13 protein-coding genes and 2 pseudogenes are annotated in these 18,952 nt (G+C 70.4%); 9 read left to right on the top strand and 6 right to left on the bottom strand.

Features of this window, described 5'->3' with window-relative positions:
• Nucleotides 1–8 precede the first annotated feature (8 nt).
• From HWX36_RS24020 to HWX36_RS37315, 7 genes and pseudogenes are all read left to right on the top strand, one after another.
• Entirely contained in the window at nucleotides 9–5,030 is a 5,022-nt protein-coding gene (locus HWX36_RS24020; RefSeq protein ID WP_175955387.1) for a non-ribosomal peptide synthetase, read from the top strand.
• On the top strand, nucleotides 5,020–6,045 hold the full coding sequence (locus tag HWX36_RS24015) for a GNAT family N-acetyltransferase (protein ID WP_175955385.1): 1,026 nt from the start codon (nucleotides 5,020–5,022) through the stop codon (nucleotides 6,043–6,045). The genes HWX36_RS24020 and HWX36_RS24015 overlap by 11 nt, the downstream gene beginning before the upstream one ends.
• Before the next feature lie 32 nt (nucleotides 6,046–6,077).
• The gene (locus HWX36_RS24010; protein ID WP_175955383.1) at nucleotides 6,078–7,454 is read left to right on the top strand and encodes a lysine N(6)-hydroxylase/L-ornithine N(5)-oxygenase family protein; all 1,377 of its coding nucleotides are present in this window, start codon (nucleotides 6,078–6,080) and stop codon (nucleotides 7,452–7,454) included.
• A 22-nt stretch (nucleotides 7,455–7,476) separates the two neighbouring features.
• Nucleotides 7,477–9,726: a TonB-dependent siderophore receptor gene (locus HWX36_RS24005; RefSeq protein ID WP_175955381.1), complete on the top strand. Its 2,250-nt coding sequence runs from the start codon at nucleotides 7,477–7,479 to the stop codon at nucleotides 9,724–9,726.
• Between the two features lie 86 nt (nucleotides 9,727–9,812).
• Nucleotides 9,813–10,652, top strand: coding sequence for a formyltransferase family protein (locus HWX36_RS24000; RefSeq protein ID WP_175955379.1), 840 nt, complete (start codon nucleotides 9,813–9,815; stop codon nucleotides 10,650–10,652).
• Nucleotides 10,652–11,680, top strand: a complete 1,029-nt coding sequence (locus HWX36_RS23995; RefSeq protein WP_175955378.1) for a GNAT family N-acetyltransferase — start codon at nucleotides 10,652–10,654, stop codon at nucleotides 11,678–11,680. Before HWX36_RS24000 ends, HWX36_RS23995 begins: the two co-directional genes overlap by 1 nt.
• Before the next feature lie 224 nt (nucleotides 11,681–11,904).
• Nucleotides 11,905–12,006 (top strand): annotated as a pseudogene (locus HWX36_RS37315) (AbrB family transcriptional regulator); the annotation flags it as partial.
• Nucleotides 12,007–12,100: 94 nt separating this feature from the next.
• On the opposite strand, the gene HWX36_RS23990 reads toward HWX36_RS37315, so the two are convergent.
• Together HWX36_RS23990 and HWX36_RS23985 are read right to left on the bottom strand one after the other, a co-directional pair.
• Nucleotides 12,101–13,006, bottom strand: coding sequence for a nucleotidyl transferase AbiEii/AbiGii toxin family protein (locus tag HWX36_RS23990; protein WP_175955376.1), 906 nt, complete (start codon nucleotides 13,004–13,006; stop codon nucleotides 12,101–12,103).
• The gene (locus HWX36_RS23985; RefSeq protein ID WP_175955506.1) at nucleotides 12,975–14,048 is read right to left on the bottom strand and encodes a type IV toxin-antitoxin system AbiEi family antitoxin; all 1,074 of its coding nucleotides are present in this window, start codon (nucleotides 14,046–14,048) and stop codon (nucleotides 12,975–12,977) included. The genes HWX36_RS23990 and HWX36_RS23985 overlap by 32 nt, the downstream gene beginning before the upstream one ends.
• 351 nt (nucleotides 14,049–14,399) lie before the next feature.
• Between HWX36_RS23985 and HWX36_RS23980 the strand changes: the two genes are divergently transcribed.
• Nucleotides 14,400–15,563 carry a M20 aminoacylase family protein gene (locus HWX36_RS23980; RefSeq protein ID WP_175955374.1) on the top strand — a complete coding sequence of 388 codons (1,164 nt, stop codon included), beginning with the start codon at nucleotides 14,400–14,402 and terminating at the stop codon, nucleotides 15,561–15,563.
• A gap of 3 nt (nucleotides 15,564–15,566) precedes the next feature.
• Nucleotides 15,567–15,788 (top strand): annotated as a pseudogene (locus HWX36_RS23975) (type II toxin-antitoxin system ParD family antitoxin); the annotation flags it as partial.
• A gap of 12 nt (nucleotides 15,789–15,800) precedes the next feature.
• On the opposite strand, the gene HWX36_RS23970 reads toward HWX36_RS23975, so the two are convergent.
• Genes HWX36_RS23970 through cobA form a run of 4 tightly spaced genes read right to left on the bottom strand, consistent with a single transcriptional unit; the run spans nucleotide 15,801 to nucleotide 18,872 of the window.
• Nucleotides 15,801–17,105, bottom strand: a complete 1,305-nt coding sequence (locus HWX36_RS23970; RefSeq protein WP_175955372.1) for a cobyrinate a,c-diamide synthase — start codon at nucleotides 17,103–17,105, stop codon at nucleotides 15,801–15,803.
• A gap of 2 nt (nucleotides 17,106–17,107) precedes the next feature.
• Complete coding sequence (cobO, locus tag HWX36_RS23965) at nucleotides 17,108–17,710, bottom strand: cob(I)yrinic acid a,c-diamide adenosyltransferase (protein ID WP_175012900.1); 603 nt, start codon at nucleotides 17,708–17,710, stop codon at nucleotides 17,108–17,110.
• A 38-nt stretch (nucleotides 17,711–17,748) separates the two neighbouring features.
• Nucleotides 17,749–18,126 carry a cobalamin biosynthesis protein gene (locus HWX36_RS23960; RefSeq protein ID WP_175955369.1) on the bottom strand — a complete coding sequence of 126 codons (378 nt, stop codon included), beginning with the start codon at nucleotides 18,124–18,126 and terminating at the stop codon, nucleotides 17,749–17,751.
• Nucleotides 18,123–18,872, bottom strand: coding sequence for a uroporphyrinogen-III C-methyltransferase (gene cobA, locus HWX36_RS23955; RefSeq protein ID WP_175955505.1), 750 nt, complete (start codon nucleotides 18,870–18,872; stop codon nucleotides 18,123–18,125). The genes HWX36_RS23960 and cobA overlap by 4 nt, the downstream gene beginning before the upstream one ends.
• Nucleotides 18,873–18,952 lie beyond the last annotated feature (80 nt).

Genomic DNA, 18,952 nt, shown 5'->3' with positions numbered 1-18,952 from the left:
GACGACGGATGACGAAGGTTCAACCCGACTGGCTCGCGCTCGCGACGCGTTTCGCGCAACTGCCCGACGCGCAGCGCGCGGTCTTCATCGACAAGCTCGGCGCGGCCGGCATCGACTTCCGCGTGCTGCCGATCCCGCCGCGCACGCCACGCAGCGAGCGCGTGCCGGCGTCGTTCGCGCAGACGCGGCTGTGGCTGCATGCGCGGCTGATCGATGCGCCCGACGCGTATCACATCACCGAGCGCCTGGCGCTGACGGGCCCGCTCGACGCGCATGCGCTGCGCCTGGCGTGCGACGCGCTGATCGCGCGCCACGAGGCGCTGCGCACGACCTTCGACGAAGCGCAGGACGGCGTGGCGCAAACGATCCACGCGCCGCTGCGCTGCCCGTGGCGCGAAACCGATCTCGAAGCGCTGCCGGATGCGCAGCGCACGGCGCGCGCGGAGGCGGTCGCCACGGCTGACGAAGCCGAGGCGTTCGATCTCGGCGCGGCGCCGCTCGTACGCGCCCATCTGGTGCGCTTCGATGCGACCCGTCACTGGCTCGCGCTGACCGTGCATCACATCGTGTCGGACGGCTGGTCGTCGGGCGTGATGCTCGAGGAACTCGCCGCGTTCTATCGCGCGTATGCGTCCGACCGGCCGGTGCCGCTCGCGCCGCTGCCGATCCAGTACGCCGACTACGCGCTGTGGCAGCGCCGCTGGCTCGACGCCGGCGAGCGTGACCGCCAGCTCGCGTTCTGGCGCGAACGGCTCGATCCACAACGCGGCGTGCTGGCGCTGCCCGGCGCAGCTGCGCGACCCGCACGCCGCAGTGCGCGCGGCGCACGCCATGGGTTTTCGCTCGACGCACGCCTCGGCGCGCAATTGCGCGCATTCGCGGCTGCCTCGGGCGCCACGCCGTTCGCGGTGCTGCTTGCCGCGCTCGACGCGCTGCTGGCGCGCGCGACCGGCGACGCGCGGATCTCCGTCGGCGTGCCGGCCGCGAACCGCGAACGCGCGGAAGTCGCCGGCCTGATCGGCTTCTTCGTCAACACGCTCGCGATCGACGTCGAGGTGCCCGCGCACGGCGATTTCTCGTCGCTGGTCGCGCGCACGCAGCGCGCGCTCGTCGACGCGCAGATGCACCAGGACGTGCCGTTCGAGCAGGTGGTCGACGCGCTCGGCGTGCCGCGCAGCGCGAGTCACCATCCGCTGTTCCAGGTGATGGCCGCGTACGGCGAGCGCCGCGCGCTGCCGGCGCTCGGCGCGGCGTTGGCCGCGTTGCTGCCGTCGGGCACGCCGTCCGCGAAATTCGACCTGACGCTTTCGGTCGAAGCGACGCCGGACGGCACGTTCGACGCCGCATTCATCTACGCGCTCGACCTGTTCGACGCGGACGCGATCGCACGGCTGGCCGCGCGCTTCGTCACGCTGCTGGCCGATGCGCTCGCGCGCCCCGGCATGCCGGTCGGCGATCTCAACTGGCTGCCCGCCGATGAACGCGAGCAGCTCTTCGCATGGAACGCCCCGGCGGGCGCCGCCGAATCCGAACCGTTCGTGCCCGTTCATGCACGCATCGCCGCGCATGCGCGGGCACGGCCCGACGCACGCGGCGTTGCCGATACCGATCGCGCGTTGACGCGCGGCGAAGTCGATGCACGCGCGGCACGGTTGGCACGTCATCTCGTTGCGGCCGGCGTACGGCCCGAAATGCGCGTCGGCGTCGCGCTGCAGCGCTCGGTCGACCTGCTGGTCGCGCTGATCGCGGTGCTGAAGTCGGGCGCCGCGTTCGTGCCGCTCGATCCGGCGCATCCGCGCGAACGGCTCGCGCAGATCGTCGGCGACGCGCACATCGCGCACGTGCTGACCGACGGCGCGAGCGCCGCGTCGCTGCCCGAACTGCCGGATCTGCGCGTGTGGCGCGCCGATGAAGTCGACGCACTCGACGCAGCCGCGCACGTCGCGCTGCCGGACGTGCTGCCGGGCCACGCGGCCTATGCGATCTACACGTCGGGCTCGACCGGCAAGCCGAAGGGCGTGATCGTCGATCATGCGTCGTTCGCGCGGCATTGCGCGGCGATCGCCGAGCGCTACGGCGCGGGCGAGAACGACGTGTTCCTGCTGTTCCAGTCGGTCAACTTCGACGGCGCGCACGAAGGCTGGTTTTCGCAGTACATGTCGGGCGCCGCCGTGTCGGTGACGGCCGACGTGCTGTGGCCGCCCGCACAGACCTGCGCGATGATGGTCCGCGATGGCGTGACGATGACCTACGTGCCGCCCGGCTGCGCCGCGCAGCTCGCCGAATGGGCGCTCGCGCACGGCGCGCCGCCGACGCTGCGTTCGCTGACCGTCGGCGGCGAGGCGACGTCGCGCGAGGCGTTCGCGATGCTGCGCCGCGCGCTGCCGAACGTGCGCGTGGTCAACGGCTATGGCCCGACCGAGACGGTCATCACGCCGACGCTGTGGATGTTCCGGCCCGGCGACGATCTCGCGAAGCTCGGCGACGCCGCCTACCTGCCGATCGGTACGCTGGTCGGCGCACGCACCGCGCATGTGCTCGACGAACGCCTGCATCCGCTGCCGGTCGGCGTGATCGGCGAACTGTATCTGGGCGGCGAGGGGATCGGCGTCGCGCGCGGCTATCTCGACCGCCCCGCGCTGACGGCCGAGCGCTTCGTGCCCGATCCGTACGGCGCGCCGGGCGCGCGGCTGTACCGCACGGGCGACCTCGTGCGGCGTCGCGCGGACGGCGTGTTCGACTTCATCGGCCGCGTCGACCATCAGGTGAAGCTGCGCGGGCTGCGTATCGAACTCGGCGAGATCGAGGCCCAGCTTGCCGCGCACGACGCGGTGCGCGAAGCGTGCGCGGTCGTGCACGGGCAGGGCGCACGCGCGCAGCTGGTCGCGTACGTCGAGCTGACCGCCGACGCGCGGGCGGCCGCGCGGCCGGTCGAAGCCGCGACGCTCGACGCGCACCTGCGCCGCACGCTGCCCGACTACATGGTGCCCGCGCAGCTGATCGTGCTCGACGCGCTGCCGCGCAACGCGAACAGCAAGGTCGACCGCGCACGGCTGCCGGCGCCGGTACGCGTCGAACGCGCGTACGAAGCGCCGCACGACGGCGACGAGGCCGCGCTCGCCGCGATCTGGTGCGACGTGCTGAATCTCGAGCGCGTGGGGCGCGGCGATCACTTCTTCGATCTCGGCGGCCATTCGCTCGCCGCCGTGCGCGTGGCGACGCGCGTGGCCGAACGGCTCGGCCGCGACGTGCCGGTGCGTGCGCTGTTCGAAGCGCCGGTGCTCGCGCAGTACGCGTCGCAGGTCGCCGGTGCGCCGCGCGCCGCGCATGCCGGTGCGGCAGCGCCGGGCGTCGCCGTCGCCCAACCGGACGCGCACGGCGTGTGGCCGCTGTCGCCGGCGCAGCTCGGCCTGTGGTTCCTGTGGCGCGCGCAGCCGGACAGCGCCGCGTACAACATTCCGGTCGCGCTGCGTGTGCGCGGCCCGCTCGATGTCGATGCGCTGCGTGCGGCCTTTGCGGATGTCGCGATCGTGCATCCGGCGCTGCGCGCGCGGCTGGTCGAGCGTGACGGCGCACTTCCGGGCCAGCGGCTCGACTCGGACATTGCCGTCGAACTGCCGGTGGTCGACCTGTCGGCGCAAACCGATGCGCTCGTTCGCGCCGCGGCGCTGACCGGCGAGGATGCACTCGCGCCGTTCGACCTCGCTGCCGATGCGCCGCTGTGGCGCGCGCGGGTCCTGCGGCTCGGGGCCGAAGATCATGTGCTGTCGGTGACAATTCATCACATCGTGTCGGATGGCGAATCGATCGAGCTGTGGCTCGACGCGGTTCGTGCGCGCTATGTCGCCCGCGTGCAAGGCGGCGCCGCGCCGGCCGATGAGGCCGTTGAGGCCGGTGCGTCCGTTCAACCGGCCATGCCGCTCGTGCTGCCCGCGCCGTGCCATCCGGCCCGCGTCGCCTACTGGCGCGACGCGCTGGCCGATCTGCCGGCGCGCGTGCTGCCGCAGCGCGCGGACGCACCGGCCGTGCCGCAATGGCGTGCGGCCCGCATCGCCTTCGAATTCGACGGCGCACTGATCCGCGCCGCGCGCGACACGGCGTCGGCCGCGCACGCGACACTGCCGATGCTGCTGCACGCGGCGCTCAACACCGCGCTGTTCCGCGCGACGGGGGCGGCCGACCAGCCGGTCGGCGTGCTGGCGTCGACGCGCGAGCTGACGGGCGACGCGGCCCGCGACGCGCTCGGCCTGTTCATCAATTCGGTCGTCGTGCGCACGCGGCTCGACCCGGCCGCGCGCCGCGCGGACGTGCTCGCACAAGTGCGCGACACGGCGCTCACGGCCTACGCGCACGCCGACGTGCCGTTCGCGGACGTCGTCGCGGCGCTGCGCGCGCCGCGTGCCGCGCAGGCCAATCCGCTGTTCCAGGTGATGTTCAACTACCTGCGCCCGGCGGGCGCCGCGGCGCGCGACTGGGCCGGCCTGTCGCTGGCCGGATTCGACGAGGTGCGCCATCGCGTCGTGTTTACGCTGGAGCTGGACGTCGTCGAGCATCCGGACGGCCGCGTGAGCGCCGCATTCTCGTATGCGGACGAGCTGATCGACCGCGGTTTCGTCGATGCGCTCGTCGATGTCTATCACGACGAAGTCGCGCGTTTCGCCGGCGCGTCGGAAGCGGCGCTCGGCGCGCCCGACCAGCATGCTGTCGCGCCGGCGTCGCATCGCTCGCCGGCGGAAGGCAACGGGCGCGCGGCAACGTCGTCACGTGCACCGCACGCGGCTGCCGCTCTCGCGGCGCTGTGGTCCGACACGTTCGCGACGGCCGCCCCCGAAGCGGACGCCAACCTGTTCGAAGCCGGCGCGACCTCGTTCGACGTCGTGCGCTTCGTCGACGCGGCGGCCCGTGCCGGTCACGCGCTGACGGTCGCGGACCTGTTCGCGTCGCCGACGCTCGCGGCACTCGGCGCGCGACTTGATGCGCGACTCGATGCGCACACGGAAACGGGACAGGAGGCGCGCCATGCTGGCTGAAGTGCGTCCGGACGGATTCACGCTGCTCGATACCTGCCGCCTCGCGTTCGCGGACGGCCTGTTCGCCGTGCGCGACGGCGCGCAGATCCGCGTCGCGCAGGGCGACGGCATCGGCGCGCAGTTGCTGCGCGCGCAGCTCGGCGATGATGGCGCGCTGCGCCTCGTCGCGTACAACCATCGCGCGGCCCCGGCCGACCAGCGGCGTGCGCTGCTGGTCGCGCTGGCCGCGGCGTTTTCGGATAGCGCCCGCCACGCGGCGATCCGGCTCGACCCGGCCGCGTGGCCGGCGGTGGCGCTCGATGCGCTGCGCGCGAGCGGCGTGCTCGCCGACGGCGGCCTCTGCATGCGTGAAGGCTGGGCGCAGCAGGCCGATCTGTGGCTCGTCGGCCCGCATCTGCCGTGCGCGACATTGCCGATGTTCACCGACGGCCGCCGTCATCCGCGCCGGCCGCCCGCGCCGCGCGGCGAGGTCTACGCGCGCGGCCTGCCTGCGCTCGGCGTGCGTTTCACGCTGCGCGGCTGGCAGCCGGCCGAGGACGCCGCGCGGCTCGCGCGCTGGTTCGACGAACCGCGCGTGCGCGACGGCTGGCCGGGCACGCCGCCCGGCACGCAAGGCGCTGCGGCCGACGCCGATCCGCACGTGATTCCGCTCGTCGGCTGCTTCGACGGCGAGCCGTTCGCGTATTTCGAAGCGGTCTGGCTGAAGGAAGACGCGCTCGCGCCGCACGTCGCGGCGCGCGACTACGACCGCGGGCTGCGGATGCTGGTCGGCGAGCCGCGCTGGCGCGGCCCGCATTGCGTGGCGGGCTGGCTGCCGTGCGTCGTTCATTACCTGTTTCTCGACGACCCGCGTACCGAAGCGGTCGGCTGTGCCGTGCCGGCCGGCCACGCGCGGGTTGCCGACCATCTCGCGCGGCATGGCTTCGCGCGGCAGCGCCGTCTCGCGCTGGCCGACGCGCAGTCGCTGTGGATGCGCACGCTGCGCGAGACGTTCTTCTCCGGCCGTCACGTCTGACGCGCCGGATTCACCGACAAGGGAGCTGAGACATGCAGAGAGAAACCGTATTCGACCTGATCGGCGTCGGCTTCGGGCCGTCGAATCTGGCGCTGGCCGTGCGCCTCGCCGAGCGCGGCGGCGCCCGCACGCTCGCCCATTGCTTCGTCGAGCGCCAGCCGGAATTCGGCTGGCACCGCGGCATGCTGCTCGACGACTGCCGGATGCAGATCTCGTTTCTGAAGGATCTCGTCACGATGCGCGACCCGAAAAGCCGTTACACGTTCATCAACTATCTGTTCGAACGCGGCCGGCTGAACGAATTCGTCAACCTGAAGAACTTCTATCCGACCCGCGTCGAGTTCCACGACTACCTGAGCTGGGTGGCCGAGGCGTTCGACGATCGCGTCCATTACAGCGAAACCGTGCTGGCGATCGAGCCCGTGCGCGGCGACGGCGCGCGGATCGACGCGCTGCGCGTGCTGTCGCGCGACGCGGCCGGCCACGAGCGCCAGCGCGTCACGCGCGCGCTGTCGCTCGGCGTCGGCGGCACGCCGGCGGTTCCGGACGCGTTCGCCGCGCTCGGCCGCGATCGCGTGATCCATTCTTCGTCGTACCTGACCGACATCGACCGGCTCGTCGCGTCGCCGGACGGCGAGCGCCGCCGCGTCGCGGTGATCGGCGCGGGGCAGAGCGCGGCCGAGGTGTTCATCGATCTCGCGCGCCGCTTCCCGCACGTCGACGCGAACCTCGTGATGCGCGCCGGTGCGTTGAAGCCGGCCGACGACAGCCCGTTCGTCAACGAGATCTTCAGCCCCGAGTTCACCGATGTCGTCTACGCGCAGCCGCACGACGCGCGCCGCGCGCTGCTCGAGCGTTATCGCGACACGAACTACGCGGTGGTCGACCGGCCGCTGATCGAACAGATCTACGAAATGCTGTACCTGCAGCGCATCGACGGCATGCCGCATCATGCGCTGCTCGCGAACAGCGCGATCGAGGCGGCGGTGCGCACCGCCGACGGACGCATCGAGCTGACGCTGCGCGACCGGTTGAGCGGCGACACGCGCGTCGAGCGTTTCGACGCGCTCGTGCTGGCCACCGGCTACCGCCGCGACACGCATTCGGCGCTGCTCGAAGGGCTCGCGCCGCACCTGGGTGACGCGCTCGCGCGCGGCGACGTGACGCGCGACTACCTGCTCGCGACGCCCGAGCACTTCGCGCCGCGCATCTACCTGCAAGGCTGCTGCGAAGACAGCCACGGCCTGTCCGACACGCTGCTGTCGGTACTGGCGCGTCGCGCGGACGAAATCTGCGCGTCGCTCGAAAACGAGATCGCACCCGCCCATGAAGAAGGCGCGGCCCGGGCATCACAGGACAAACGACGGGACAACGGGGTGAGCGCGAGCCGGATGGCTTTCGCTCTTTGACAAAGGCGCGGTCGGAGACCGCATGAAACAAGTGGAGCAGAGAAAGATGGAGTGGGCAACAGGCACGCGTTTGCGTGCGATCGCAGCCGCGGCGAGCGTGGCGTTCGGTGTGGCGGCAGGGCAGGCACAGGCCCAGACGGCGCCGGCCGTGAGCGCAGGCGCAGCGGCGTCGGCCAGCAGTGCGCAGAACGGTGCGTCGGCCAATGGGTCGACCGGCACGCTGCCGACGATCAACGTCAACGCGGCCTCGGAAGGAGACGGCACGGTCGGGCTCGTCGCGAAGCGCAGCCGGACCGGTACGAAGACCAGTACGTCGATCAACGAGATCCCGCAGACGATCAACGTCGTCACCGCGCAGCAGATCGAGATGACCGGCGCGACCGACGTGAATGCGGCGCTGCGCTACGTGCCGGGTTTCTCGTCGTACGGCTCGGACAACCGCTCCGACTGGTACGCGGCGCTGCGCGGCTTCACGCCGACCGCGTACGTGAACGGGCTGCAGGTGCCGAACACGATCAACCTGGCGAGCTGGCGTGTCGATCCGTACATGATCGACAGCATCAGCGTGCTGCGCGGGCCGACCTCGGTGCTGTACGGCGCGGGCGACCCGGGCGGGATCGTCGACGTGCAGACCAAGCTCGCCGACGGCGAGCGCGTGCGCGAGGCCGGCGTGCAGATCGGCAACTACGCGCGCAAGCAGTTCATGATCGACGTCGGCGACAAGCTCGACCCGGACGGCAAGTATGCGTACCGCTTCGTCGGCGTCGCACGCGACGGCAACGCGCTGACCGGCCCGAACAACGACCAGCGCGTCGCGCTCGCGCCGTCGTTCCGCTGGCGTCCGGACGCGGACACCTCGCTGACGCTGTCGGCCACCTATCTGCAGGACTGGGGCGACATCTCGTCGAACTTCCTGCCCGCGCAGGGCACGGTGCTGCCGAACCCGAACGGCCAGATCAACAAGGACATCTACGAAGGCGACGGGAACTTCAACTACTACCGCAAGAAGCAGTGGTCGGTCGGCTACCAGTTCGAGCGGAACCTGACGCCGGCGTGGACGTTCCGCCAGAACACGCGCCTGATGCACCTGTCGCTCGACAACGGGTCGGTGTTCGGCAACGGCTTCGTCGACGGCAGCACGACCGACGTGTCGCGCTGGGCCGGCGTGTTCCAGATGAACTACAGCCGCTTCGACATCGACAACAACCTCGAAGGCCGCTTCGCGACGGGCCCGCTCCAGCACACGCTGCTGCTCGGTTTCCAGTACAACCGGCAGACCGCGACCGACAGCGAATGGCTCGCCGCCGCGCCGCCGCTGAACATCTACAACCCGGTGTACCAGCCCGTCACGACGGCGGTGTTCACGCCCGACGCGACGATCCGCACCAACACGTACACGACGATGAACACGTTCGGCCTGTACGCGCAGGACCAGGTCAAGTGGAACCGCTGGACGCTGACGCTCGGCGGCCGCGAGGACTGGGTCAACATGCGGATGGACGACCGCGCGGGCGGCACGTCGACGAAGGCGGACGTCACGGCGTTCACCGGCCGCGTGGGCCTCACGTACCAGGGCGATTACGGGCTGTCGCCGTACGTCAGCTATGCCACGTCGTTCAATCCGCTGATCGGCGTGAACCTGCTCGGCGGCGGGCTGCCGCAGCCGACGCGCGGCAAGCAGATCGAAGCCGGCCTGCGCTGGCAGCCGCCCGGCAAGAACCTGATGCTGAACGCGGCGATCTACCAGATCAACCAGACCAACGTGCTCACGCCGGCGCTGCCGAGCCAGGACAATACCGGCACGAAGTCGGTGCAGATCGGCGAAGTGCGCTCGCGCGGGATCGAGCTGAGCGCGACCGGCAAGCTCACGCGCAACCTGTCGGTGATCGCGTCGTACGTCTACCAGGACGTGAAGAACGTGAAGGCCAACGACGTGTCGCTGAACAACTGGCCGGTCGACATCCCGCGCCCGCGCCAGATGGCGTCGCTGTGGACCGACTGGACGTGGCACACGGGGCCGCTCGCGGGCTTCGGCCTCGGCGGCGGCGTTCGTTACCAGAGCGCATCGGCCGGTGCGGCCGACAACTCGCTGACGGTATCGAGCGTCACGCTGTTCGACGCGGGCGTGCACTACGACACGCGCAACTGGCGCTTCGCCGTGAACGGGACGAACCTGTTCAACCGCCATTACATCAGCGGTTGCCAGTCGGCGAACGTCTGCGTGTTCGGGACCGACCGTACCGTGATCGCGACCGCGAAATACAACTGGTGACGATGCGCGCCGCGGCGCGCCGGCCGGCCTGCGTGGCCGGCGCGGGCGGGCCGCGGCGCCATCGTCCGCTTTTCCACGACGCATCCATGCCGAAGAAAAATCTCGTCTACATCCAGTCGCTGCGCAACGGCGCGGCCGATCGCGCCGGCCAGCCGGTTGCTTATCGCGGCGGCACGCGCTACATGAAGGCGCCGCTCGAATATCTCGTCGAGCGCCTGAACGACTCGCCGCTCGGCGAACGCTACACGCTCCAAGGCGTGATCGTCGACGACGACGAAGGCTCGCCGGCCAACCGCGCGAAAGTCGCCGACTACGGTTTCGCGCGCACGCCCGGCCGCCCGTGGATCCTGCCGGAAGGGCTGACCGTGCAGGGCCGGCCCGTCGACGAACTGTTCTGCACGATCCCGTCGACGTACCGGCGGCTGCCGCGCGACGCGCGCGAGCGCGCTGCGGCCAAACAGGCGTTCGAGCGCCGCCTGCTCGAGCGCCTGCTCGAACTCGAAGCCGACGTCGTCGTGCTCGACGGGCTGCTCGTGATCCTCGACGAACTCGTGCGGCCCGGCGCGCGCTTTCACCGGCGCATCGCCAACATCCACCCCGGCATCACGGCAGACGGTTCGCCGTACCAGCGGCGCGGCGCGTGGGCGACGCTCGACGCGCTGCACGGCGCGCGCGGCGAACGGGTCGACTGGGCGAGCGGCGCAACGTCGTCCGTCGAGCCCGTGATGATGACGGGCGCATCGTTCCACTACGTCGACAACGGCATCGATTCCGGCGAGGTGATCTGCGACGTGCTCGACACGCCGATCGCGCCGGACGACACGATTCTCGAACTGCGCTGGAACAACTTCCAGCGCAGCCTGTTTCCGGCACTCGAGCGGGGGCTGCACGTCCTCGCCGACCGCCACGACGCGGGAGCACTGTGATGGAAGACACGCTGACGAAACCGGCCGGCGCCTCGGGCTCCGTCGAAGGTGACGTGGCCGCCGCGCTCGACGGCGCCGCACGCGGGCAGGCGCTGGCGGTCGCCGAGCACACGCTCGACGCGTGGCGGCCCGACGACTCGCCGGACGTACTGCTCGCGGCGTTCGTCGCGCTGTTCAACACCGACACGCGCTACGACGCGGCGACGATCACGGCGACGATCACGGCGCCGCTCGGCGGCGCCGATGCGGCGGCGATTGCGTCGTACGTCGCGCGCGCGGTGCGCGAGGGCGTGATCGACGGCGCGCAGGTGGCCGGCGACACGCTGCGTCTCACCGTGTCGCGCGCGACGTTCTGGCAGAACCCGCGGCCGTGGCTGAAGGCGCCCGCGTCGGGCGGCATGCCGTTGCGCCACGTGATCACGAACGGCCACCGGCACCCGGTGCGGCCGCCATTGCCGGCCGGCGAGATCTACGCACGCTATATGCCGCAGGTCGGGATGACGTTCAGCCTGCGCACGGTCGATGTCGACGCGCACGCGGATCTGTTCAGCGGCTGGATGAACCTCGATCGCGTCGCGCAGTTCTGGGACCAGCGCGGCACGCGCGACGAGCACGCGGCGTATCTCGCCGAGCGGCTTGCCGATCCGCACATGCACCCGATGATCGGCTATTTCGACGACACGCCGTTCGGCTATTTCGAGTTCTACTGGGCGAAGGAGGACCGTCTCGCGCCGTTCTACGACGCGCACGACTACGACCGCGGGCTGCACCTGCTGATCGGCGACCCGCGCTTCCAGAGCGCCGGCAAGCTGCATGCATGGTGGAGCGGGGTGCTGCACTACATGTTCGTCGACGAACCGCGCACGCAGCGCCTCGTCGGCGAACCGCGCGTCGATCACGTGCGGCATATCGCGTACATGCACCGGCTCGGGTTCCACACGCTGAAGGAATTCGACTTCCCGCACAAGCGCGCGGCGCTCACCATGATCGAGCGCGATACGTTCTTCGACACGTTCCGGTTGCCGTGACGACGCGAATGCGCGGCACGACGCGCCGGCATCGGCCGTCCGGCATATGGACCGCGCGGCCTGCGTCGTGAAGAATGGATCACGCTCCTCATCGACGACAGGCCTGCAACAATGGAGAAACATCTTCCGCAGCATGGGGCGCGACATCCGGGTTGCGTACGCCCATATTGACATATGCCGGCATATGTCTAGACCGGGTGCATCGTACTCCCGTGGAGTGGCTCATGCGCACTGTTTCCATTTTCAAGAATGCCCGTAACCAGGCAATCCGTATCCCGAAGGACATGGAGTTCGAGGGGGTGACGGAACGCGAGATCCGCCGCGAGTTCGGCGCGTGTCGCCGGGTTGTCGCTCGAAGACTGGGCGGCTTGAGCGCAGCATGCCGCGCGCACGGTCGCGCGGCTGTACCGCAGCGGCGCGTCACGTGCGCGGTGCGGGGCGATCTGCGAGAAAGGCGGTGCGGAACGCGTCGAGATACCGGTCGGCGTCATCGCTGAATTCGCCGGGCAACAGCGCGAACGCGCGTGCCAGCAGATCCTGGCCGAGCGCGGCATAAGTCGCTTCATCCGACAGCAGCGCGCGGATCGCGTCGCGCGTGTGCGGCAACGCAATCCGTTGCGCGTCGCGCGCGAGCAGCGCGGCAGCGGCGAGTTCCGGCTGGAACGCGTGCATTTCGAGCAGGTCCGGCGCGACATCCCAGATGCGCTCGCGATTACCGGCGTCGTGGAAATGCGTCAGCAGGAACAGCAGGTCGTACGCGTCGCTGTTCTGGCGCGCGCGCCGATCCTTCCACGCGAGCAGCTTGAGCAGCGCGAGCGCCGGCAGGCTGGCCACCGGCACCACGGTGTGCGCGTCGATCGACACCGGCTGCGCGGTGTCCACCGCTTCCTGAAAACCGAACACGTTCAGCACGAACTCACCGCCGGGCGGCCACGCGATCTCGCCGGGCGGCGTTTCGAGCGGCCCGAACGGCACGAGATCCAGCTCCGTGCGAAAACCGTGTGTGCCGCTGTCGAACAGCAGTTTCTGCTGCTGTTTCGGTGCGCGGGCGAACTGCCCGGTTGCGACGAGCGCGTCGATGAGTCGCTCGTGAAACGGCCAGCTCACCACGCACACCGCAACGTCGACATCGCGCGTCGCGCGCGCCGGCTGAATGCCGTGAACGTGCCACATCAGGATGTCGCGCGCGGTTGCGCCGGCGACCACGAATGCCGCGTCGAGGCGTGAGCAGGTCGAGCACACGCTCTGCAGCAGCGCAAGCGCCGCGGGCGCCAGCGGCCGGCGTGCGTCGACCTCAAGCGGGCGGGTGGGCGAGGTATCGGTCATGGATGCGCTCGGCGACGGCGAGATTGCGGCTGTCGCCGGACGCGACGAGATCCGCGTAGATCAACAGCGGCGGCACGACCGGTACGTCCTGCTCGCGCCAGGCGAGCGCCGCCGGCGGCGGCCAGAACGCTTCGACGAGCTCGACGTCGCCGCGCTCGTCAGCGCGCAGGCGGCCTTGTAGCAGCAGCTGGTTCGACGCGGTCCCGTGCGTATAGACGGTGATCGCGGCCGGCTTCAGATCGTGCGTCAGTAGGTCGGCCGCCGGCTCGCCGCCGAGCCGCGCATTGAATGCGGCGAAATCGAAGCCGCGCCACCAGTCGGGCGAGAGCGCGGCAAATCGTCGGCTCGGCAGTTTCGCGCGCAAGCGGCTCGGGTAGAGCGCGACCCATTCCTGCACGAAGCGCGGCCAGTCGGGAATCAGGCGCTCGCCGTTGCGGCGCTGCCCGACGAGGGCGCGCGCGACCAGATCGTCCATCGCGAGATTGACCGTGCCGAGCGCGACGTCCGACGCGGCGGCGATCGCCCGGTACGGTTGGGCGACGAGGCCCGGCTGCGTCGCGAGTGCGAACATCACGGCCAGCCCCTTGGGCGTCGTTGCGCGCGACGCCTGCCGGCGCGGTGCGCGTGCGGGCTTCGGCCGGCCCGAGATCATCACGGTCGCCTCCGGCTGAATCAGGCATGCGTTGCCGGCGGTATCGAGATACGGGATGCCCTGGTCGGTCAGGCCGGCGGCCAGTTCGGCCGAAAGGTATGGCGCGACGAGCATCAGCGGCCGCTCCCCAGGCTTCGCGGTATCGCCGCCGAGGCGGCGCAGTGTCGCGAGCGCGTCCGCCAGCGATTCGACGCGCAGGCGGACGGCGGCCGGCATCTCGAAGGCGTGCCCGGCAACGTCGAAGCGGATCATCGCGTCGGCGCGCGCGTGGCCGGCGGCCGGCACCCGTACGGGCCGCGCACGAAAGCGCCGGGTAGCGCGTTCGAACGCGGCGCAGGCTTCGTCGAGCACCTGCTGTTCCGACATGGAGAGGGAAGGGTTCGCGGGCATCGAAGGCAATCGCATGTTCACTTTTTTGCCATCGTACACAAAAAATGTACGAGCGTCAAAAAGTGAACAAACATTCACAAGCTTTTGATTATCCATAACTATTTAAGGATGCCGAGCAATGGTCATTGGAGCCCTCATACGCAAGAAGTTGACAGGTGGCGCACAGTTTCGCGTGTCCGGCCCCGGCGCGGCAGTCGTCCGGACGGCCAGCTTGCGCGGCTCGCGCACCGTTCTCAATATGGCAACTGCGAGTTGCTACCGCGACAACTTTCCGTCTGCTCGGTTGCCGTTGAACGGACTATCCTTGCCTGCACATCCCGGCAGCACCACCGCACATCAGGAGACGACACCGTGACGCACAGCGTGATTCCCGCAGGCCTCGCCGACGAAATGATCGAGATCCGGCACCGCATCCATGCCCACCCCGAGCTCGGCTTCGAGGAATTCGCGACGAGCGACCTCGTCGCGGAGCAGTTGCAGTCGTGGGGCTACACGGTGCACCGCGGGCTCGGCGGCACGGGCGTCGTCGCGCAGTTGAAGGTCGGCGACGGCGCGCGGCGCCTCGGCCTGCGCGCCGACATGGACGCACTGCCGATCCACGAGGCCACGGGCCTGCCGTACGAGAGCAAGATCGCCGGCAAGATGCACGCGTGCGGCCACGACGGCCACACGGCGATGCTGCTCGCGGCCGCGAAGCATCTTGCCCGCGAGCGCCGCTTCTCGGGCACGCTGAACCTGATTTTCCAGCCGGCCGAGGAAGGGCTCGGCGGCGCGAAGAAGATGCTCGACGAAGGGCTGTTCGAGCTGTTCCCGTGCGACGCGATCTTCGCGATGCACAACATGCCCGGCTTCCCGACCGGCAAGTTCGGTTTCCTGCCGGGGTCGTTCATGGCGTCGTCGGATACGGTGATCGTCGACGTGCAGGGGCGTGGCGGCCACGGCGCGGTGCCGCACAAGGCGGTCGATCCGGTGGTCGTCTGCGCGCAGATCGTCATCGCGCTGCAGACGATCGTGTCGCGCAACGTGCCGCCGCTCGACATGGCGATCGTCACGGTCGGCGCAATCCACGCGGGCGAGGCGCCGAACGTGATTCCCGATCGCGCGCAGATGCGCCTGTCGGTGCGCGCGTTGAAGCCCGAGGTACGCGACCTGCTCGAGACGCGCATCAAGGAGGTCGTCCATGCGCAGGCCGCCGTGTTCGGCGCGACCGCGACGATCGACTACCAGCGCCGCTACCCGGTGCTCGTCAACGATGCGGAAATGACCGCGTTCGCGCGCAACGTCGCACGCGAGTGGGTGGGCGACGCGAACCTGATCGACGAGATGGTGCCGCTCACCGGCAGCGAGGATTTCGCGTTCCTGCTCGAGAAGCGGCCGGGCTGCTACCTGATCATCGGCAATGGCGACGGGGAAGGGGGCTGCATGGTGCACAACCCCGGCTACGACTTCAACGACGCGGCGCTGCCAACCGGCGCGTCGTACTGGGTGAAGCTGGCGGAGGCGTTCCTGGCGTGACCCGTCGTACGAGCCGGTTGGCGGCTTCTCGAGTCACGCGAAACGCAGGGGCGAGCATGGCAGGAAGCGTCGATGGCCGGGGAGGCATCGGGCGCGGCCAAGCCGTTCGACAGCAAGGCCGTCCTGGCCCGGATGCGGGCGACGCGCGAATCGAACACCATCCGCAGCCGCATAAAGTACGCCCGGGATTGTTGCGACGGGGCGCGCAATCCCGGCATGACTTGAGCCGTCCCGAGTCTAGAACGATTCCCCGCTGAACATCGCCACGACCGCTTCCGGATTCGACGGCCAGTACATGTGCATGTACGTCGCGACGATCGCATCGCGTCGATAGACGGCTTCGCCGCTACCCGACATCGCGTCGGGCCGCGCGGCGCTCGCGACCGGTTCGAGCGGCGTCGCGAGCCGCGAATAATGGAACGTGTGGCCGCGCATCGTCCCGCTGCGCGTATCGAGCTGCTGCATGCCGAGCGCGGCAAACCGGCGCTGCATCGTTGCCTGACCCGGCAACAGTCCGAGCATCGGCGTCGTCGCGCCGTCCACATCGGTCAGCGATTCACACAGGTACACCATCCCGCCGCATTCCGCGACGACCGGCTTGCCCGCTGCCGCGTGCGCGCGAATCGACCGCGCGGTCGCGGCGTTCGCCGCGAGGGTCGCCGCATGCAGCTCCGGATAGCCGCCCGGCAGGAACAGCGCATCGCAGCCGTCCGGCACGGGTTCGTCGGCGAGCGGCGAGAAGCATCGCACCTGCGCGCCGAGCCTGTCGAGCAACGCGAGATTCGCCGGATAGATGAACGAAAAAGCGACATCGCGCGCCACCGCGATCCGCTTGCCGGCGAGCGCACGCGGCAGCGGCGCTGCCGCCTCCGGTTCCGCGAACCCGACAGCCGGCGGCAATTCGGCAAGCGCCGTGTGCGCGAGCACGTCGGCCGCGCGATCGAGCCGCGCGTCGAGATCGTCGATGTCGTTCGGCTGGTGCAGGCCGAGATGCCGCTCCGGCAACGCGATGCCCGCGTCGGCCGGCACGTGCCCGAGCCAGCGCAGGTCGTCGGGCAGCGCCTGTTGCAGCAGTTCCGCGTGCCGGGCCGAGCCGACGCGATTCGCCAGCACGCCGTGAAACGGCAGCCCCGGCCGGAACCGCGCGAGCCCGAACGCGATCGCCGCGAACGTCTGCGCCATCGACTTCGCGGAAATCACCGCGACGACCGGCACGCCGAACGCGGCCGAGAGGTCGGCACTGCTCGGCGTGCCGTCGAACAGCCCCATCACGCCTTCGATCAGGATCAGGTCCGCCTCGCGCGCGGCGTCGGCAAGCAGCGCACGGCAGCCGGCCTCGCCGACCATCCCGAGGTCGAGCGCATGCACGGGCGCGCCGCTCGCGCGCTCGAGCAGCATCGGATCGAGAAAATCGGGCCCGCTCTTGAATACGCGCACGCGCCGGCCGCGCCGGCGGTGCAATCGAGCAAGACCCGCCGTCACCGACGTCTTGCCCTGGCCCGACGCGGGCGCACTGACGAACAGCGCGGGGCAGGCGGGCATGCTCAGAACTCCACGCCGCGCTGCGCCTTCACGCCCTGTTCCTTGTACGGATGCTTGACGAGCCGCATTTCGGTGACGAGGTCGGCCGCCTCGATCAGCGCATCGGGCGCATGCCGTCCGGTCACGACGACGTGCACCGAATCGGGCCGCGCGGCCAGCGTTGCGAGCACTTCGTCGAGCGGCAGGTATTCGTACTTGAGCACCGTGTTCAGCTCGTCGAGGATCACCATCCGGTAGTCGCCGCTCTCGATCATCCGGCGCGCCTCGTCCCAGCCCTTGCGCGCGGTCGCGATGTCGGCGTCGCGGTTCTGCGTGTTCCACGTATAGCCGTCGCCCATCGTCACGAAATCGCACTCGGCCACCGCGCCGAGGAAGTCGCGCTCGGACGTGTGCAGCGCGCCCTTGATGAATTGCACGACGCCGAGCCGCATGCCGTGGCCGAGCACGCGCACCGCCATGCCGAACGCGGCCGTGCTCTTGCCCTTGCCGTTGCCGGTGTTGACGATCAGCAGGCCCTTTTCGTTGACGGCGGCGGCCTGCTTCTTCTCGTGGCCCGCGCGGCGGCGTTCGGTCATCCGTTGATGGGATTCGGCGTCGGTTTTCATCGGATTCGTCCTGTCGAAAGAAAGCGAAACAAAAGGGTTCAGAGCGGGCCGGCGAGTGCGACCGTCACACCGTCCCGGATGGATTTGGGGCCCAGCAGCCGGCCGTGCGGCGCCGCGAGCCGCGCGCACGGCTCGGCCACGCCCGCGACACCGAAGCGGGCGAGCGCGGCATCCGACGGGCCGCTCGCGGCCAGTTCGGGATGGCGCGCAAGGTGCGCCGCGTCGAACGCGACGAGCGGCCAGCCGCGTCGCGCGCACAGCGTGCGCAGCGCGCGGGCACGCGCCTTGTCGGCGAGCGTGGCAACGAGCGCCGGTTCGGCGGCCGGATACAGCGTCAGCGCCGCGCGGATCGCGGCATCGAGTTGCGCGGCCGTTGCGCCTGCTCGGAAACCGATGCCGAGCGCGACACGCATCATGCGCGGCCGCCGAGCGCGGCACGTACCGCGGGAGCGTCGGCGAACGCCGCGACGCGGCCGATCACGACGATCGCCGGCGAACCGATGCCGGTTGCGCCGACGCGTTCGACGAGCGTATCGAGCGTCGCGAGCACGTGCCGCTGTTCGGGGCGCGTCGCATGCTCGATCGCCGCGCACGGCGTATCGCCGGGCAAACCGCCTTCGCGCAGCGCGGTTGCAATCGCGTCGAGCCGGCGGATGCCCATATAGATGACGATCGTCATGCGCGTGGCCGCGAGCGCGCGCCAGTCGGGCTCGTCGGCGCCCGCGCCGTGGCCCGTGACGAAGATCACGCCCTGCGCGTCGCCGCGCTGCGTGACCGGGATGCCGATGGCGGCCGGCGCGGCGATGCCCGCGGTGACGCCGTTCACGACTTCGACCGGGAATCCCGCCGCGCCGAGCGCGGCCAGTTCCTCGCCGCCGCGGCCGAACACGAACGGGTCGCCGCCCTTGAGCCGCGCGACGCTGCGGCCCGCGCGCAGATGCGCGAGCATCGCAGCGACGATCGCCGCCTGCGGCGTCGATGCATGACCGCCGCGCTTGCCGACGTGCTCGATGTGCGCATCGGCTCGCGCATGGCGCAGTACGTCGGGATTCACGAGATCGTCGACGAGCAGCACGTCCGCCGCGCCGATCGCGTGGACGGCCTTGAGCGTCAGCAGGTCGGCGTCGCCGGGGCCGGCGCCGACGAGCCACGCGCGGCTCATCGGGCGCGGCACGGCGCGCACCGTGTCGAAACAGTGGAACAGGGCAGGCGGGCAGCGCGGTGGCGGCCGGCAGACAGGTC

Origin of the sequence: Burkholderia sp. BCC0405 (assembly GCF_902833075.1) — a bacterium.
Classification (GTDB): domain Bacteria; phylum Pseudomonadota; class Gammaproteobacteria; order Burkholderiales; family Burkholderiaceae; genus Burkholderia.
This window is presented reverse-complemented; position numbering and strand designations above follow the sequence as displayed.

What these genes read in the sequence shown, in the direction of transcription:
- HWX36_RS23985 (WP_175955506.1), bottom strand. Translation starts at nt 14,048, where the DNA reads ATGCCCGCGAACCCTTCCCTCTCCATGTCGGAACAGCAGGTGCTCGAC.
- HWX36_RS24010 (WP_175955383.1), top strand. Translation starts at nt 6,078, where the DNA reads ATGCAGAGAGAAACCGTATTCGACCTGATCGGCGTCGGCTTCGGGCCG.
- HWX36_RS24020 (WP_175955387.1), top strand. Translation starts at nt 9, where the DNA reads ATGACGAAGGTTCAACCCGACTGGCTCGCGCTCGCGACGCGTTTCGCG.
- HWX36_RS24000 (WP_175955379.1), top strand. Translation starts at nt 9,813, where the DNA reads ATGCCGAAGAAAAATCTCGTCTACATCCAGTCGCTGCGCAACGGCGCG.
- cobO (WP_175012900.1), bottom strand. Translation starts at nt 17,710, where the DNA reads ATGAAAACCGACGCCGAATCCCATCAACGGATGACCGAACGCCGCCGC.
- HWX36_RS23990 (WP_175955376.1), bottom strand. Translation starts at nt 13,006, where the DNA reads ATGACCGATACCTCGCCCACCCGCCCGCTTGAGGTCGACGCACGCCGG.
- HWX36_RS23960 (WP_175955369.1), bottom strand. Translation starts at nt 18,126, where the DNA reads ATGATGCGTGTCGCGCTCGGCATCGGTTTCCGAGCAGGCGCAACGGCC.
- HWX36_RS24015 (WP_175955385.1), top strand. Translation starts at nt 5,020, where the DNA reads ATGCTGGCTGAAGTGCGTCCGGACGGATTCACGCTGCTCGATACCTGC.
- HWX36_RS23970 (WP_175955372.1), bottom strand. Translation starts at nt 17,105, where the DNA reads ATGCCCGCCTGCCCCGCGCTGTTCGTCAGTGCGCCCGCGTCGGGCCAG.
- cobA (WP_175955505.1), bottom strand. Translation starts at nt 18,872, where the DNA reads ATGAGCCGCGCGTGGCTCGTCGGCGCCGGCCCCGGCGACGCCGACCTG.
- HWX36_RS24005 (WP_175955381.1), top strand. Translation starts at nt 7,477, where the DNA reads ATGAAACAAGTGGAGCAGAGAAAGATGGAGTGGGCAACAGGCACGCGT.
- HWX36_RS23995 (WP_175955378.1), top strand. Translation starts at nt 10,652, where the DNA reads ATGGAAGACACGCTGACGAAACCGGCCGGCGCCTCGGGCTCCGTCGAA.